The sequence below is a fragment of the Pseudoxanthomonas sp. LjRoot125 genome (assembly GCF_964252705.1).
GTDB lineage: Bacteria > Pseudomonadota > Gammaproteobacteria > Xanthomonadales > Xanthomonadaceae > Pseudoxanthomonas_A.
This window is the reverse complement of sequence record NZ_CAXUOY020000001.1, coordinates 1,718,358-1,733,428: the sequence shown is the minus strand read 5'-3', so window position 1 is coordinate 1,733,428 and position 15,071 is coordinate 1,718,358. Positions and strand designations below refer to the sequence as shown.

General features: G+C 65.9%; 11 protein-coding genes. 6 read left to right on the top strand and 5 right to left on the bottom strand.

The features are described 5' to 3' along the window. Positions 1-11 precede the first annotated feature (11 nt). From ACSION_RS07945 to rnfB, 6 genes are all read left to right on the top strand, one after another. Complete coding sequence (locus ACSION_RS07945) at positions 12-2,936, top strand: TonB-dependent receptor plug domain-containing protein (protein ID WP_435305574.1); 2,925 nt, start codon at positions 12-14, stop codon at positions 2,934-2,936. Positions 2,937-3,067: 131 nt separating this feature from the next. Further along, positions 3,068-5,065 carry an alpha/beta hydrolase family protein gene (locus ACSION_RS07940; protein WP_435305573.1) on the top strand — a complete coding sequence of 666 codons (1,998 nt, stop codon included), beginning with the start codon at positions 3,068-3,070 and terminating at the stop codon, positions 5,063-5,065. A 164-nt stretch (positions 5,066-5,229) separates the two neighbouring features. Beyond that, a complete protein-coding gene (locus ACSION_RS07935) occupies positions 5,230-5,997 on the top strand; it encodes a sel1 repeat family protein (RefSeq protein ID WP_435305572.1) in 768 nt (255 codons plus the stop codon). Positions 5,998-6,090: 93 nt separating this feature from the next. Next, on the top strand, positions 6,091-6,531 hold the full coding sequence (locus tag ACSION_RS07930; protein ID WP_435305571.1) for a DUF2147 domain-containing protein: 441 nt from the start codon (positions 6,091-6,093) through the stop codon (positions 6,529-6,531). A 118-nt stretch (positions 6,532-6,649) separates the two neighbouring features. After that, entirely contained in the window at positions 6,650-8,716 is a 2,067-nt protein-coding gene (gene metG / locus ACSION_RS07925; protein ID WP_435305570.1) for a methionine--tRNA ligase, read from the top strand. A gap of 13 nt (positions 8,717-8,729) precedes the next feature. Next, entirely contained in the window at positions 8,730-9,152 is a 423-nt protein-coding gene (gene rnfB, locus ACSION_RS07920; RefSeq protein ID WP_435305569.1) for an Rnf electron transport complex subunit RnfB, read from the top strand. Between the two features lie 16 nt (positions 9,153-9,168). Here rnfB and ACSION_RS07915 read toward each other — a convergent pair whose 3' ends face one another. From ACSION_RS07915 to tsaE, 5 genes are all read right to left on the bottom strand, one after another. Beyond that, positions 9,169-10,104 (bottom strand): TraB/GumN family protein, encoded by a 936-nt coding sequence (locus tag ACSION_RS07915; RefSeq protein WP_435305568.1) that lies wholly within the window; start codon positions 10,102-10,104, stop codon positions 9,169-9,171. Between the two features lie 11 nt (positions 10,105-10,115). Continuing rightward, positions 10,116-11,054 carry a DUF1684 domain-containing protein gene (locus ACSION_RS07910; RefSeq protein ID WP_435305567.1) on the bottom strand — a complete coding sequence of 313 codons (939 nt, stop codon included), beginning with the start codon at positions 11,052-11,054 and terminating at the stop codon, positions 10,116-10,118. A 1-nt stretch (position 11,055) separates the two neighbouring features. Further along, complete coding sequence (gene mutL / locus ACSION_RS07905) at positions 11,056-12,861, bottom strand: DNA mismatch repair endonuclease MutL (protein WP_435306682.1); 1,806 nt, start codon at positions 12,859-12,861, stop codon at positions 11,056-11,058. A 66-nt stretch (positions 12,862-12,927) separates the two neighbouring features. After that, positions 12,928-14,472 (bottom strand): N-acetylmuramoyl-L-alanine amidase, encoded by a 1,545-nt coding sequence (locus tag ACSION_RS07900; RefSeq protein WP_435305566.1) that lies wholly within the window; start codon positions 14,470-14,472, stop codon positions 12,928-12,930. Between the two features lie 75 nt (positions 14,473-14,547). Then, positions 14,548-15,030, bottom strand: coding sequence for a tRNA (adenosine(37)-N6)-threonylcarbamoyltransferase complex ATPase subunit type 1 TsaE (gene tsaE, locus ACSION_RS07895; protein WP_435305565.1), 483 nt, complete (start codon positions 15,028-15,030; stop codon positions 14,548-14,550). Positions 15,031-15,071: the final 41 nt, after the last annotated feature.

Genomic DNA, 15,071 nt, shown 5'->3' with positions numbered 1-15,071 from the left:
GAACGGTCCTCTTGCGAGCCGCTTACACGTACGGATTTCTAGGGGATTCACCACATGACTTACGGAAACGCGAAAGCGCTCCGGCGCAATCCGCTTGGCGCGGCGAATGCCGCGCCCTGCTGATCCCGGGCGCGGCATTCGCCCAGGACGCCACCACCAGCTCGACCCCGGAAGGCGAAACGACCAACCTCGGCAAGGTGCAGGTCATCGGTTCGCGCATCAAGCGCTCCGAGATTGAGGGTCCTTCGCCTGTCACGGTCATCACGGCCGAACAGATCAAGCAGGAAGGCTTCAACACCGTGGCCGAGGCGATCGACACGCTGAGCCAGAACACGGGCTCCGTGCAGAACGACTTCAACGCCGCCGGCGGCTTCACGCCGAATGCCAGCCCGGTGAACCTGCGAGGCCTCGGCCCCGGCCGCACCCTGCTGCTGATCAACGGCCGCCGCGCGAACGACTATCCGTTCCCCTACAACGGCCGCAGCAACTTCCAGAACCTCAACAACATCCCCGCCGCGGCGGTGGAACGCATCGAGATCCTCTCGGGCGGCGCATCGGCCGTATACGGCTCCGACGCCGTCGCCGGCGTGGTCAACATCGTGTTGAAGACCAACTACGAAGGCAACATCCTGAAGGTCAAGGGCCAGACCTCGACCGACGGTGGCCGCGACGTGGCGGACATCCAGTGGGTCGGCGGCAAGACCGGCGACAACTGGAGCGTGACGTACGCGTTCGAGTCGTACAACGCCGAAGCCCTGTGGGGTTACCAGCGCGACTTCATGGATTCCGCTGCCGACAACCCAGCGCCTCCGGGCACCTACCCGTTGGCGCTCAACAATGGCCGCGGCGGTTATCAGCCACCGATCGGCATCCAGATCCGCCGCATCAGCAACACCGGCTCCACGCTTGGCTACGTCATGCCCGCGGGCCGCGACTGCAGCGGTAGCTCGCTGTACGAGTATCACTTCTATACGAGCGCAACCACGGGCGCCAATCTCGGACCCGGCTGCGGCTACGACCGCTACCCGGCTGAGCAGACCGTCGCCAATGGCAGCAACGATCTGTCCGGTTACGTCTACGGCACGTTCAATTTCACCGATAACCTGGAAGGCTGGGCCAGTGCGATGGCCTTCCATTCGCGCAGCAGGCTGGGCGGTGGTGTCGAACAGTGGTTCGGCGGCCCTCAGCCAAACGCGACCTTCTATGACCCGGGTCTCGGCATCCGTGCCCTGCCGATTCGCGCGATCACGCCAGAATCGTACGGCGGATCTGAAGGCACGTTCCAGAAGTTCGAGGAAGACTCTTTGGATCTGGCCGTCGGCCTGCGCGGCTCGTTCGCCGATCGCTTCGACTGGGAATTCACCCTGGGCGGCGCCCAATACGAAATCGTCCGCGATCGCCCGCGCATGACAGTGGCCGGTGCCACGTCGTACTTCATGGGCAACCAGCTCGGCGTGACCGGTCAGGGCGCATATACGGGCTTGGCGGGTATTCCGAATGGCCTGCCTGTCTATCGCCTCAACCTGGATCGCTTCTACGGCCCGATCAGCGCGGCCGACTATCGCGCGATGTCGACGATGGTGCACTACGAAGCGGTCTCCCGGAACGCTGCCGCGAACTTCGTGCTTTCCGGCGATTTGTTCGAACTGCCTGCGGGCCCGCTGTCTTTCGCCAGCGTGATCGAAGCGTCTCGCCAGAGCTACGATCTGGACAGCGATGCGCGCATCCTGCCCACGGTCCGTTCGATCTACAACCTGACCGGCACGGGCGGCAGCGGTGAGCGCAATCGTTACGCTGCTGGCGTCGAGTTCAAGGTGCCGATCTTCAGCATGCTGACGGCGAGCTTGCAGGGCCGCTACGACAAGTACGACGACGTCACCGACGTGGACGCTGCGAGCACATGGGGTGCAGGCTTGGAGTTCCGTCCCTTCGACGGACTGCTGATCCGCGCAAACTATGCCACCAGCTTCAAGGCGCCGGACATGCACTACGTGTTCTCCGAGCCTAGCGGTTCGTTCGGCACGGTAACCGACTACTACCGCTGCTACCTCAACGGTATCGGCACGAGCGACAACGTCTGCGGCAACTCGGGTGGCAATTACCGTTACTCGGTGTTTACGACCTCGCAGGGCGCGCCGGAACTGAAAGAAGAGACCGGCAACTCCTGGACCGCCGGCTTCGTGTGGGATGTCACCGAGCAACTGTCGCTCGCCGCCGACTACTACGAAATCGAGCTCAACGACGTCGTCACCGTGCAGAGCGGCACCGATATCCTGGCGGCGGAACTGGGCTGCAACACCGGCCTGTACCCCAACGGCTCGGCGTATCCGCACGCTTCGAGTAGCGGTTACTGCCAGATCATCCAGGGCCGCATCAGTCGCAATGCCGAAACTGATGCGTTGACCGAGATCCGCAGCGGACCGATCAACCAGTCGTTCCTGGGTACGAAGGGTGTCGACGCGACCGTGCGTTACCGCTTGGACACTGATCGCTTCGGTGACTTCAGCACCTCGCTGCAATGGACCCACGTGCTGGAGCAAACCCAGAAGCTGTCGGTCGACCAGCCGATCCAGAGCTACCGCGACTGGAACAGCAATCTGGACAACCGCAGCCGTGTGCGCTGGACCATCAACTGGTCGAAGGACGACTGGATGGCCACGGTGTTCATGAACCGCCTGGGCAGCACGCCGATCTGGGATCCGACCGTACCGGTGGCTTACTCGGACTTCGATACGCGTATCGGTCCGTACATCACCTGGAACGCGAGTGTGGCCAAGGACATCACCGAGAAGCTGAACCTGCGCCTGTCGGTGGTCAACGTGTTCGACAATCACCACCCGATCGACAAGACCAACTACACCTACCCCTACTTCTGGCGCGGTTTCGATGCCATTGGTCGTCAGGTGGGTCTGGAAGCGACCTACAAGTTCAACTGATGGGTTGAGCGGCTCTGCAACACCTGGACCCGGCGGCGACGCCGGGTCTTTTACTTCTGGCGTCGCCCTGGCCTCAGCGGCGACGCCCTCATGACCATCGAAGGCGGCGCGCCGCCACCAAGGAGCTCAAGATGATGCAAAAAGGAGCATTGCTCGTCCTGGCCGGTCTACTGGCCGTGACCGTTGCCGATGCGCACGCCGCATCGCCGCAACCGGTCCGCGACTTCGTCAGCCACGCAGCCTTCAGTACCGCGAAGATCTCGCCGACCGGGGAGTATCTGGCCATCACCGTGGACAGGGGCGATCAGGACGTCCTCACGACGATGCGGACCAGCGACCTGAAGATCCTCAACGTCAGCCAGCTGCCCGACAAGAAGAGCGTCGGCTCTTTTGACTGGGTCAGCCCGAATCGTCTGATGTTCAGCGCAGTACGCAAGATGGGCGGCTACGCCCAGCCCTTCAGCACGGGCGAATGGTTCGCCGTCAACGCGGACGGCTCTCAGCCTCGTCCCTTAATTTTCTACGGCACCCAGGACACCACCCAGCGCGCGAAGACGGTCACTTCCGAACGCTTCAGCCTCGTCGACACGCTGCGTGACGACGACCAGTTCGTCATCATGGACGTGCGTTCGCCACGTTCCAGCGAGGGCGCGGGCACCGAACTCGTCAAGCTCGACGTCTTCAATGGCCGCCGCACCTCGCTCGGCCGTGCGCCCAAGGAAAACTGCAACGTTACGCTGGACGAGAACAAGCAGGCGCGTTTCGCCGTGTGTTCTTCCAGCCGTAACGAAGATGGCGAGTTCGACGAACGCACCGAGCTTTATCGTCGCGACGGACGTGCCTGGACGCTCGTGAACGCGTCCAAGTCCGGCGGCAAGCATCTCGGCGTCGTCCATACGAACCGCAACGGCACCGTGTACGTCAGCCAGGACGATGGCGTGGCGCCCGCCGCGCTGGGCACGCTGGACACCACCTCCGGCGAGTTCAAACCCTTGTTCCAGGACCCGGTGGCCCAGATCAGCAACCTCATCTGGTCGACCGACGATACGGCGCTCATCAGCGTGGTCACCGAGGCCGGGGCACCTGCCGTCAAACTGATCGACGAGGCGCATCCCGACGCCGAGCTCTATGCTTCGCTCGCCTCCGCGTTCGAAGGGCAGATGGTCGATTTCTCTAGCTACACGACGGATGGCAAGAAGATCATCGTCAGCGTCTACAGCGACCATAATCCGGGCGAGCTCTATCTGTACGATCGCGAGTCCGGCAAGGCGCGCTTCCTGATGAAGCGGCTGCCCCAGCTGGACCCCGCGAAGATGGCGTCGGTCATGCCCTTCAATTTCGTGGCGCGCGACGGCAAGCGCATCCATGGCTACCTGACGATTCCCAACGGTTCGAACGGCAAGAACCTGCCCCTCATCGTCAACCCGCATGGCGGCCCCATCGGCCCTCGCGACGACTGGGCATTCAGTGGCGAAACGCAGTTGTTCGCAAGCCGCGGCTACGCCGTGCTGCAGGTGAACTATCGCGGTTCCGGCGGCTACGGCCGCGGCTTCCAGAATGCGGGACACCAGCAGTGGGGCCAGGGCATCCAGAACGACATCATCGACGCCACCCAGTGGGCGATCCAGAAAGGGCACGCAGACAAGGACCGCATCTGCATCTATGGAGGCAGTTTCGGCGGCTACTCCTCGCTGATGGCGCCTATCCGAGCACCTGGAATGTTCAAGTGCACCTTCGGCTACGTCGGCGTGTATGACGTGGAAATGATGTTCGAGAAGGGAGACATTCCAAGCACCGAGTCCGGCCAACGCTATCTGCGCCGTACGCACGGTTCCGACAAGAAAGTGTGGGCCGAAAACTCCCCGGCACGACGCGCCGCAGAAGTGAAGATCCCGGTCTATCTGGCCGCGGGTGCCCGCGACGTCCGGACGCCGCCGGAGCAGACGGAACTGATGAACAAGGCACTGATCGCCGCCGGCAACGCACCGGAGGGAATGATCATCCAGTCCGGCGAGATGCACGGCTTCTACGATGTCGACAACCGGGTGAAGCTGTATACCGAAATGCTGTCCTTCTTCGACCGACACATCGGCGGCAAGGCCAGCGCAGGCGCTGCCGACGCGAAATAGCAGACCGATCGAGCGTGCATCCCATGGTGTCTCGCCCATGACTTCCGAGACGTGACCGGCGCAGTAGCGCCGGTCACACTGCGGATTCAACCGTCAACACACGTGTCGGAGTGCACATGGGCCACCTCAGGACGATCCCACTTCTCCTACTGCTCGCAGTTGCCGTGGCCACCCCACTCGAGGCGCGCGCGGACAAGCCACCATCCGACCCCACCCGCGACGCGATGATGCTCAGCGCGGGCTTCCTGACCGGGCATCCTGACCTGCGCTATCGCCTGCTGGGGCTCAAGCGCTTCAAGGCCGGCGAATTCGAAGAGGCGTTCCGCTTCTACCAGCGCGCCGCCTACTACGGCGACAAACCCTCCCAAGGCATGGTGGGCGAAATGCTGTGGACGGGCCAGGGCACGACGCAGGATCGCGCACTGGCGTACGCCTGGATGGACCTGGCGTCAGAGCGCGGCTACATGGGATTCCTCGGCCTGCGTGAACGCTACTGGGAACAACTCAGCGCGGAAGAGCGCGCCCGCGCGGTGGAGGAAGGCCAGGCCATCTACGCCCGGTTCGGCGACGAAGCAGCGCAGCCACGCCTCGCCAACGTACTGAGGCGCGAAAAGCGCAGGTCGACCGGCAGCCGCACGGGCTTCACAGGCAATCTGCAGATCTACATCCCGGGTCCGGGCGGCTTCATACCGATCGACGGCAGCAAGTTCTACGACGATCGCTACTGGGATCCGAAGCAATACCAGGCCTGGCACGACGATATCTGGATGAAGCCCCGCATCGGGCGCGTGTCCGTGGGCAGTGTCGAACAGGTGCCTGGCACCCCTCCCCCTGCATCCCGCATCCCCGCCGCCGCCCCGCAAATCGACGCGCAAGAACCCGAGACGCCGGAGGCCGACGAAAGCGGTCTCGGCACCCGCAAGGACGGCTGAACAGGCTTCTTCCATACGCCGGCGGATGCGGTATAACTGCCGCATCCCGTCGGCGTCGCCGGCGGGCCTGACCTACATCCCTGGGAGGGGAACATGCGCAAGACCCTGATGGCCATCTGCCTGGCCGCCCCGCTGATGGCCCTGTCGCTGGTGGCCTCCGCCGCCGACCCGGTGGTGGGCCGCTGGAAGACCATCGATAGCGAGACCGGCAAGCCCAAGTCCTATGTCGAGATCACCCAGGCCGCCAACGGCGCAATCAGCGGGCGCATCATCGAACTGATCAACCCGAGCAAGCCCAACCCGACCTGCGACAAGTGCAAGGACGATCGCAAGAACAAGCCGATCACCGGCATGGAGATCATCCGCGGCATGAAGGCCGAGGGTGGCGGCGACTACGCCGGCGGCACGATCCTCAAGCCCGACGAGGGCAAGGTGTACAAGTCGAAGATGGAGCTGATCGACGGCGGCAAGAAGCTGGAGGTGTCCGGCTGCATCGCCTTCATCTGCAAGTCGCAGACCTGGATCCGCCAGTAAGCTTCACGCGCCAACGATTCCTGCGGGCCCGGTCATGCCGGGCCCGCTGCGTTTCGGGCGTCGGAAGGGCCGCTGCGGGTCCATGCGATAATCGCGAACCCCCGTCACGAAGCCCCTCATGAGCCGCACCGCCCTCGTCACCAATGCCCTGCCCTACGCCAACGGCCCGCTCCACCTGGGCCATCTGGTGGGTTATGTCCAGGGCGACATCTGGGTGCGCGCGCGGCGGATGCGGGGCGATACGGTGTACTTCGTCTGCGCCGACGACACGCATGGCACACCGATCATGCTGGCCGCCGAGAAGGCCGGGGTGACACCCGAAGCCTTCATCGCGAACATCCAGGCAGGCCACGAGCGCGACTTTGCCGCGTTCGGCGTGGCGTTCGACCATTACGACTCGACCAACTCGGCGGCCAACCGCGAATTGACCGAAGCGTTCTACCAGCGGCTGGACGCCGGCGGCCACATCAGCCGCCGCACCGTGGCGCAGTTCTACGACCCGGCCAAGGGCATGTTCCTGCCCGACCGCTACATCAAGGGCATCTGTCCCAACTGTGGTTCGGCGGACCAGTACGGCGACAACTGCGAAGTCTGTGGCGCCACCTATGCGCCGACCGATCTCAAGGAACCGAAGTCCATCCTCTCCGGCAGCACCCCGGAGATCCGCGATTCGGAACACCACTTCTTCGACGTCGGCCGCTTCGAGGCGTTCCTGCGCGAATGGCTGGCCGGCGACGTCGCCGTGCCGGGCGTGAAGGCGAAGCTGCGCGAGTGGCTGGATGCCGAAGGCGGCCTGCGCTCCTGGGACATCTCGCGCGATGCGCCCTACTTCGGCTTCGAGATCCCGGGTGCGCCCGGCAAGTACTTCTATGTCTGGCTCGACGCACCGATCGGCTACCTGAGCAGCTTCAAGAACCTGTGCGCCGAGCGCGGCCTCGATTTCGAACCGCACCTGGCTTCCGGTACCGAGGTGGAGCTGCACCATTTCATCGGCAAGGACATCGTCAACTTCCACGGCCTGTTCTGGCCCGCCGTGCTGCAAGGCACCGGCCACCGCGCGCCCACGCGCCTGCACGTCAATGGCTACCTGACCGTGGATGGCGCGAAGATGTCGAAGTCGCGCGGCACCTTCATCATGGCGCGCACCTACCTGGATACCGGGTTGGAACCGGAAGCGCTGCGTTACTACTACGCAGCCAAGTCTTCCGGCGGCGTGGACGACCTCGATCTGAACTTCGGCGACTTCATCGCGAGGGTCAACGCGGACCTCGTCGGCAAGTTCGTCAACCTGGCCAGTCGTTGCGCCGGCTTCGTCGACAAGCGCTTCGGCGGCAAGCTGGCCGATGTCCTGCCCGATCCCGCCATGTACCAGCGCTTCGTCGACGCGCTGGGCCCGATCGCCGACGCCTACGAACGCAACGAACCGGCCACCGCGCTGCGCCTGACGATGGCGCTGGCGGATGAAGCCAACAAGTACATCGACGAAAAAAAGCCTTGGGTGATCGCCAAGCAGGAAGGCGCCGACGCCGAACTACAGGCGGTCTGCACACAGGGCCTGAACCTGTTCCGCATCCTGGCCGCCGCGCTCAAACCGGTGTTGCCGCGCACGAGCGCGGAAGCCGAAGCCTTCCTCGGCGCGCCCGTCGAAACCTGGGCGGACGTCGCCGCGCCGCTGCAAGCGCACACCATCCAGCCTTACTCGCCCCTGTTCACCCGTATCGACCCGAAACTGATCGACGCCATGACCGACGCCTCCAAAGACACCCTCGCCGCCGTGCCCGCACCTGCCGCACCCGAGAAGAAAGCGGAGGCCAAGGCGGCGCCCGCCCCGACTGACGCGAAGGACGCGGGCGGCACCATCGGCATCGAGGATTTCGCCAAACTCGACCTGCGTGTCGGCCAGGTGCTGGAGTGCGGCTTCGTGGAGGGCTCGGACAAGCTGCTGCGCTTCCTGCTGGATGCCGGTGATCTGGGCCAGCGGCAGATCTTCTCCGGCATCCGCGGCAGTTACGGCGAGCCGGAAAAACTCGTCGGCCGCAAGGTGGTGTTCATCGCCAACCTTGCGCCGCGCAAGATGCGCTTCGGCTTGAGCGAAGGGATGATCCTGTCGGCCGGCTTTGACGGTGGCGCGCTGGCGCTGCTGGACGCGGATGCCGGCGCCCTGCCCGGCATGCCGGTGCGCTGACGCCCAGCGCATCATGACGGCGATGGACGCCGCGCTCGTCGAACGCCTCGACCGCCTGCTGCCGCAGACCCAATGCGGCCAGTGCGGTTTCGATGGCTGCCGGCCGTATGCGGAAGCGATGGCCCGCGGCGAAGCGGGCATCGACCATTGCCCGCCGGGCGGCGATGCCGGCGCGCGTGCGCTGGCGAACCTGCTACGGGTGCCTGAGCGCCCCTACGATCGCAACCGTGGCACGCACGCGCCACCCATCGTGGCCGTGGTGGTGGAAGAAGACTGCATCGGCTGCACCAAGTGCATCCAGGCCTGCCCCGTGGATGCCATCATCGGTGGCGCCAAGCACATGCACGTGGTCATCGATGCACTGTGCACGGGCTGCGAGCTGTGCGTGCCCGCATGCCCCGTGGATTGCATCGAAATGGTGCCCGCGGCGCCGTGATGCCGCGGGACCGATGTCAGCGGGTTCCCGCTTTGCAGGCGGAACAGATGCGCTCCACCTTGTAGCCGCGCGCGCGCAGTTTCTCGACCACCCCATCTTCGCCCAGCAGATGCAGCGCGCCAACGACGACCAGCGCATCGTCGTCGCCCGGCTGATCGAGGATCTGCCGGATCTTCGGCACCCACGCGTCATTGCGCTCCACGTTGATGCGCGTGTAGAGACGCGGGTACTGGCGCTTCATGTCCGCCGCCATGCCGGTCCAGAGACTTTCGGCGTCGCCACGACGCCATGCGGCATGCAGGCGTTCGGTTTCCACCGAGCCCTTGGCGGCCTGGTCGAGCGCCTCGATGATGAACTGGCGTTGCTCCGCGGCATCCATGCCGTCGAGCACGCCGATCTGTTCCTGGGCGAGCTCCAGCCCTGCCGTGGGCTTACCCGCTGCCTTGGCCTTGTCCATGAAGTGGTTGTCCAGGCCCAGCTTCGGATCCAGGCCCTGCCGGGTCATCTCCACGATGCTGATGGTCAGCCCGACGAACCAGGGTTCGAAGCTGTTGAACGCCACGATCGGCATACCATTCTTGGCGGTCCACGCCTCAAGCCGCGTCCAAGTCGCTGCATCCAGTTCCTGCTGCAGCGTCTTGCCATCGCTGCGCAGCGCCGCCTGCAGCATCAGCTGCTGCACGGCCGTGGACTGCATCTCCGCCGGCGCCAGTTCGAACATCAACCGCTCCGCATCGGCGAACGCCGCTTCCACATCGCCCGACAGCGGATAGTCGCTAGGCCGGAGCAGATGGAACGACCCGAGCAGGTACACCGCGTTGTCCTTGTCCGACACCTTCCACAACAAGGGCACCGGCGCGGCGGGGGCTTTGGCGGTATCCGCGGCCAGCACGGAGGCGCTGGCGAGCAGGCCCATGGCGACCAGGGATTTCAGCAGCATGTGCAACTTCATCGGTTCCTTCCTCAAAGCACTTTGATCGGTTTGGCGTACGCCTTCTCGCCTGCTTCTACCAGCAGGTCCAGGCGGTTCTCCGCTGGCGGCAACGGGCACGTGGCGTACGGCGTGAACGCACACGGCGGGTTGTAGGCGCGATTGAAGTCGAGCACCACCTTGCCGTCGCGCGGCGCTTCGGCATCGAGGAAGCGCCCGGCCGGATAGCTGCCGTGCCCGCTGGTGCGGTCGGCGAGCACGAAGAACAACGGACCATCCGCCGAGCCCAGCGCTTCGAGCAGGAACGTCTTGCCGTCGCGCTCGAACTCCACCGCGCCCGGATTGGGCGACTCGTTCGCCACGCCGATCACATCGACGATGGTCAGCGTCTTCCCCGGCGGATGCGGAATGTAGCGGCCCTCGATGCGCCAGCTTTCCAGCGCGGGCCAGTAGTCCAGGCCGACGAACTGCGTGCGGGATTCCGCATCGGCGTACTTGACGCGCAGGGCATGGCGGCCGCCGCGCTCGATCACCGACAGCGCGCCCTTGCCTTCGTCGAAACCGATCACGCCCGGCGTTGCATCGCGATCGCTTTGCAGTTCGACACGGCCTTTCAGCGGCTCGCCATTGAGCGTCAGGTCCACGCCGCGCTCGGGCGTGAAGAAGATGCGGCCATCCTGCTGGGTGATCATGCCCATCTTGGGCGGCCCGACGACCAGCTTGATGCCGCTGGCGGGACCGCTGCCGATGAAGTGCGATTTCAGTTCGATCCAGTGCAGGCCCACGAGGCTGGTCCAGCCATCCGCTGCGACCAGTTCGTTCTTGCGCTGCTCACGCCATGCCGTGTTGTCGGCCAGGAAGCGTGCGTCCACGACGTTGCCGGCCGCACCGGCTTTCTCGTCCGCATCGCCACACCCCACCAGCAAACCCAGCAGCATGGCCATCCCCAGCCATCCTGTCTTCATCCCCATGTCAGCGTCCTCGCAGGAACCAGCGGTCAATCTCATTCAAGGAAAAGCGCGCCCAGGTCGGGCGGCCGTGGTTGCATTGCCCCGAGCGCTCGGTGATTTCCATCTCGCGCAACAGGGCGTTCATTTCAGGCAGCGTGAGGCGGCGATTGGCGCGCACCGCGCCGTGGCACGCCATCGTCGCCAGCAGTTCGTCGCGCGCGGCCGCTACCCGGCGGCTCTCGCCATGTTCGCGCAGGTCGGCGAGCACGTCACGCAACAGCGCTTCCGGATCGGCATTGGACAACAGCGCCGGAATGCTGCGCACGCTCAGCGACTGCGGTCCGGCGCGGGTGATGTCGAAACCCAGCAGGGCCAGCGTACCGGCTTCACGTTCCGCCACGTCCGCCTCGCGCTCGGCGACGGCCAGCACGCGCGGCACCAACAAGGGTTGCGCGCGCAATCCGATGCCGTCGTGCGCGTGCTTCAATTTTTCGTAGCCGATGCGCTCATGCGCGGCATGCATGTCGACGACGATCAAACCGTCGGCGTTCTCGGCGAGGATATAGATGCCGTGCAACTGGGCGATGGCGAAACCCAGCGGCGGCACGCCGTCCGGATCGTTCGCCGGCATTGCCGGCATGGTGGGCGCGGGATAGTTCGCCATGGCGCCCGGCGACGCCTCGGTCGCCGGCGCATACAGCGCAGCGTAGGCGGCCGGCGCTTCCGCCACCGACAGTCCCAACGGTGACTGCTGCGTCGGCATCCAGGCCGACGGAATCGAACCGGCAGGGCGCACGGCGAAGGACGACGCCACGGTGTCCTGCGGCACGACACCCGCGCGCGTCTCCGCGAGCGCCTCGTGCAGCGTGCGATAGACGAAATCGTGCACCAGCCGCGTGTCGCGGAAACGGACCTCGTGCTTGGCGGGGTGCACGTTCACGTCGACGCGCGTGGGGTCGAGTTCGAGGAACAATACGTACGCGGGCTGGCGACCGTGGAAGAGCACGTCCTGGTACGCCATCTTCACGCCGTGCGCGATGTTGCGATCGCGCACGGACCGCCCGTTCACGTAGACATACTGCTGGTCGGCGCTGGCACGCGAATAGCTGGGTTGCGCGATCCACCCGTGCAGGCGCAGACCGGCGGCCGCATGATCCACGCGCAGCGCGCTGCGGGCGAACTCTTCGCCCAAGGTTTCGTCCAGGCGCGCGAGCGACTCGAGTTCGTCCGCCTTGTAGCGCCGCGAGGGACGACCGTTGTGCGACACGCGCAGTTCGATGTCGGGGCGCGCCAATGCCAGCGAGCGCAACCACTCTTCGATGTGGCTCATCTCCGTGCGTTCGGCGCGCAGGAACTTGCGCCGCGCGGGCACGTTGTAGAAGAGCTCGCGGACCTCCACCGTGGTACCGACCGCATGCGGCTTGGGCGACACCTCGCCAAGCTTGCCCCCGTCCACCTGCAGCGAGGCGCCATGCGCATCCTGCTCACGGCGCGAGGTCAGCGAGAACCGGCTGACCGACGCGATCGACGGCAGCGCTTCGCCTCGGAAACCCAGCGTCGCCACCGCTTCGAGGTCATCCAGCGAGGCGATCTTGCTGGTGGCATGGCGCGACACCGCCAGCGGCAGTTCTTCCGGCGCAATGCCGCCGCCGTCGTCGCGGATGCGGATCAGGCGGACGCCACCTTCTTCGAGATCGATATCCACGCGGCGCGCACCGGCGTCCAGCGCGTTTTCCACGAGTTCCTTGACGACGGACGCGGGGCGTTCGACGACTTCGCCTGCGGCGATCTGGTTGATCAGGGTGTCGGGGAGTTGGCGGATCGGCACGTGCTGGCGGCGCAAGACGCACCGTCTGGGGGATTCAGCCGTGATGATAGCCGAGCGAACGCGCGATCAGGGCGCGCCAGCGGCTCCGCCTGCCGCAACACTGCGTGCCTCGGCCTCGGCCTGGGCGCGCGCCGCGAACAGCGTGCCCGGCGGGGGCTGGCGGGTGAAGTAGGACTGGATGCCGTCCAGCACCGCGCCCGCCACCTTGCGCTGATGCGCGGGGTCGAACAGGCGCTTTTCCTCGTCCGCATTGGAGATGAAGCCCGTCTCCACCAGCATCGCCGGCATGTCGGAATTGCGCAGCACTTCGAAGTTGGCGAACTCGATCTGCGGCTTGTGGGTCTTGCCCAGGTCCTTCAACGAGGTCAGCACGTGCCCCGCCGCGTCCTGCGAGGCCTTCATGTGGCCGCTCTGGGCCAGGTCCAGCAGCACGTTGGACAAGGTGTCCTTGGTCAGGCGGACGCCACCGACCAGATCGGAGGCATTTTCCTTGTCGGCCAGCCAGCGCGCGTGCTGCGAGGAGGCGCCGCGCAGCGACAGCACGTAGACGGACGAGCCCCAGGCGCTGCGGTTCTCTGCCGCATCGGCGTGGATGGAGACGAACATGTCGGCCTTCGCCGCGCGGGCCTTGCGGGCGCGCTGCGGGCGTTCGACGTACACATCGGTATCGCGGACCAGGTACGCCTTCATGCCGGGCGTGGCATTGATCTGGCGCGCCAGTTCCTTGGAGATGGCCAGCACCGCGTGCTTTTCGTAGCGACCGCTCGGGCCGATGGCACCGGGATCCTGGCCACCGTGGCCCGGATCGATGGCGATGACCAGCGGACGCATGCCGGCGGTGACGACCGGCGACGGCGCAACGACGGTCGCGTCGGGCGCGCCAGTCGCTGCGGTCGAACCCGGCATCGGGGTCGGCTGGCCCGTCGCGATCGTGTAGGTGGGCGGCGGGTTGCCGGAATTCGTCGTGACGACAGCCGTGGTCGCTTGCCCGTTGAGGATGGCCTGCGGCGACGGCGCTGCACTGGACGTGCTCGCAGGGGGCGACGTGGCAGGCGCCTGGCCCGCCTGCGCCACCTGTGCCGTCAGCAGCGCGGTCGCGCGTGCGGCATCGGCCTGCGCCTGAGATGGGGAGGTCGCGGTGGGTGCCGTCGTCGTCACGGCCGTCGGTGCGCTTGCCACCGTCTGCGTCGGGGCGGCAGGGGCAGCACCATCGCCCGGCCATTCGATCACCAGGCGCGAGGCGTCGCCGGCCTGTTCCATGCGCGGATTGAGCGCGGCCACCGGCGAGGCGAGGTCGAAGACGATGCGCAGGGTGTTCGCATCGGGTTGCCCCGTGCGCACCGCGCGCACGATGCCGGCCGGTGCCGGCAGGCGCAGGCCGGCGCGCGCCTTCGACGCGGGCAGGTCCACCACGAGCCGATCAGGGCCTTTCAGACTGATGGTCTTGTACTGACCCGCGCCGGCCAGTTGGATCTCGGCGCGCGTGCCGGTGGCGCCCTGCGCCAGGCTGACGCCGGTCACTTCACCCGCCCAGAGCGACACAGGCAGCACGGCCAGCAGCCCCGCGAAGGCGGCGCGCAGCATGACGGTGGTGGGCATCCCCGGGCTCATGCCGCGGATTCAAGCACCATCAGGTCACGAATGCAAGACGTTTTCCCTTAATAATCCGCAACCTGGAAGATGTTCCTAACCAGGCTGGGCAACTGAAGCCTGCAACTGGGCTTCTTCGGCCGCCCGCGCCAGCCATTGCTCGCCGACCCGGGAACCCGCTTTGCACAGGACCGACCTTCCGGTGCCCTCGACCGCCAGCGTGACCACCAGGTCCGCCGGCGGCAGGGATGCGCCGCCACGCTCGGGCCATTCGACCAGCCAGAGCACCGCTGCGCCTTCGTCCAGGCCGAGGAATTCCAGTTCCCCCGCATCGCCGATGCGGTACAGGTCCAGGTGCCAGGCTTCGCCGCCTTCGACGGGATAGCGCTCGACGAGGGTGTAGGTCGGGCTGCGGATCGCACCGCCCACGCCCAACGCACGCAACAGCGCACGCGCGAGCGTCGACTTGCCTGCGCCCAGGTCGCCCTGCAGGTGCACCACCGCGAACGGTGGCCGCGTGCGTGCAAGCGCCTGGCCCAGGGCTTCAGTGGCGTCGCTGTCGGCAAGGAACGTGTGCATGCGCCGATTCTAAGTGCTGGCGCCGACCGGCGCAGGCATGG

Excerpts from the sequence above, each read along its gene's own strand:
- ACSION_RS07900 (WP_435305566.1), bottom strand. The coding sequence starts at position 14,472 with ATGAGCCCGGGGATGCCCACCACCGTCATGCTGCGCGCCGCCTTCGCG.
- metG (WP_435305570.1), top strand. The coding sequence starts at position 6,650 with ATGAGCCGCACCGCCCTCGTCACCAATGCCCTGCCCTACGCCAACGGC.
- ACSION_RS07930 (WP_435305571.1), top strand. The coding sequence starts at position 6,091 with ATGCGCAAGACCCTGATGGCCATCTGCCTGGCCGCCCCGCTGATGGCC.
- ACSION_RS07915 (WP_435305568.1), bottom strand. The coding sequence starts at position 10,104 with ATGAAGTTGCACATGCTGCTGAAATCCCTGGTCGCCATGGGCCTGCTC.
- rnfB (WP_435305569.1), top strand. The coding sequence starts at position 8,730 with ATGACGGCGATGGACGCCGCGCTCGTCGAACGCCTCGACCGCCTGCTG.
- ACSION_RS07910 (WP_435305567.1), bottom strand. The coding sequence starts at position 11,054 with ATGGGGATGAAGACAGGATGGCTGGGGATGGCCATGCTGCTGGGTTTG.
- tsaE (WP_435305565.1), bottom strand. The coding sequence starts at position 15,030 with ATGCACACGTTCCTTGCCGACAGCGACGCCACTGAAGCCCTGGGCCAG.
- ACSION_RS07940 (WP_435305573.1), top strand. The coding sequence starts at position 3,068 with ATGATGCAAAAAGGAGCATTGCTCGTCCTGGCCGGTCTACTGGCCGTG.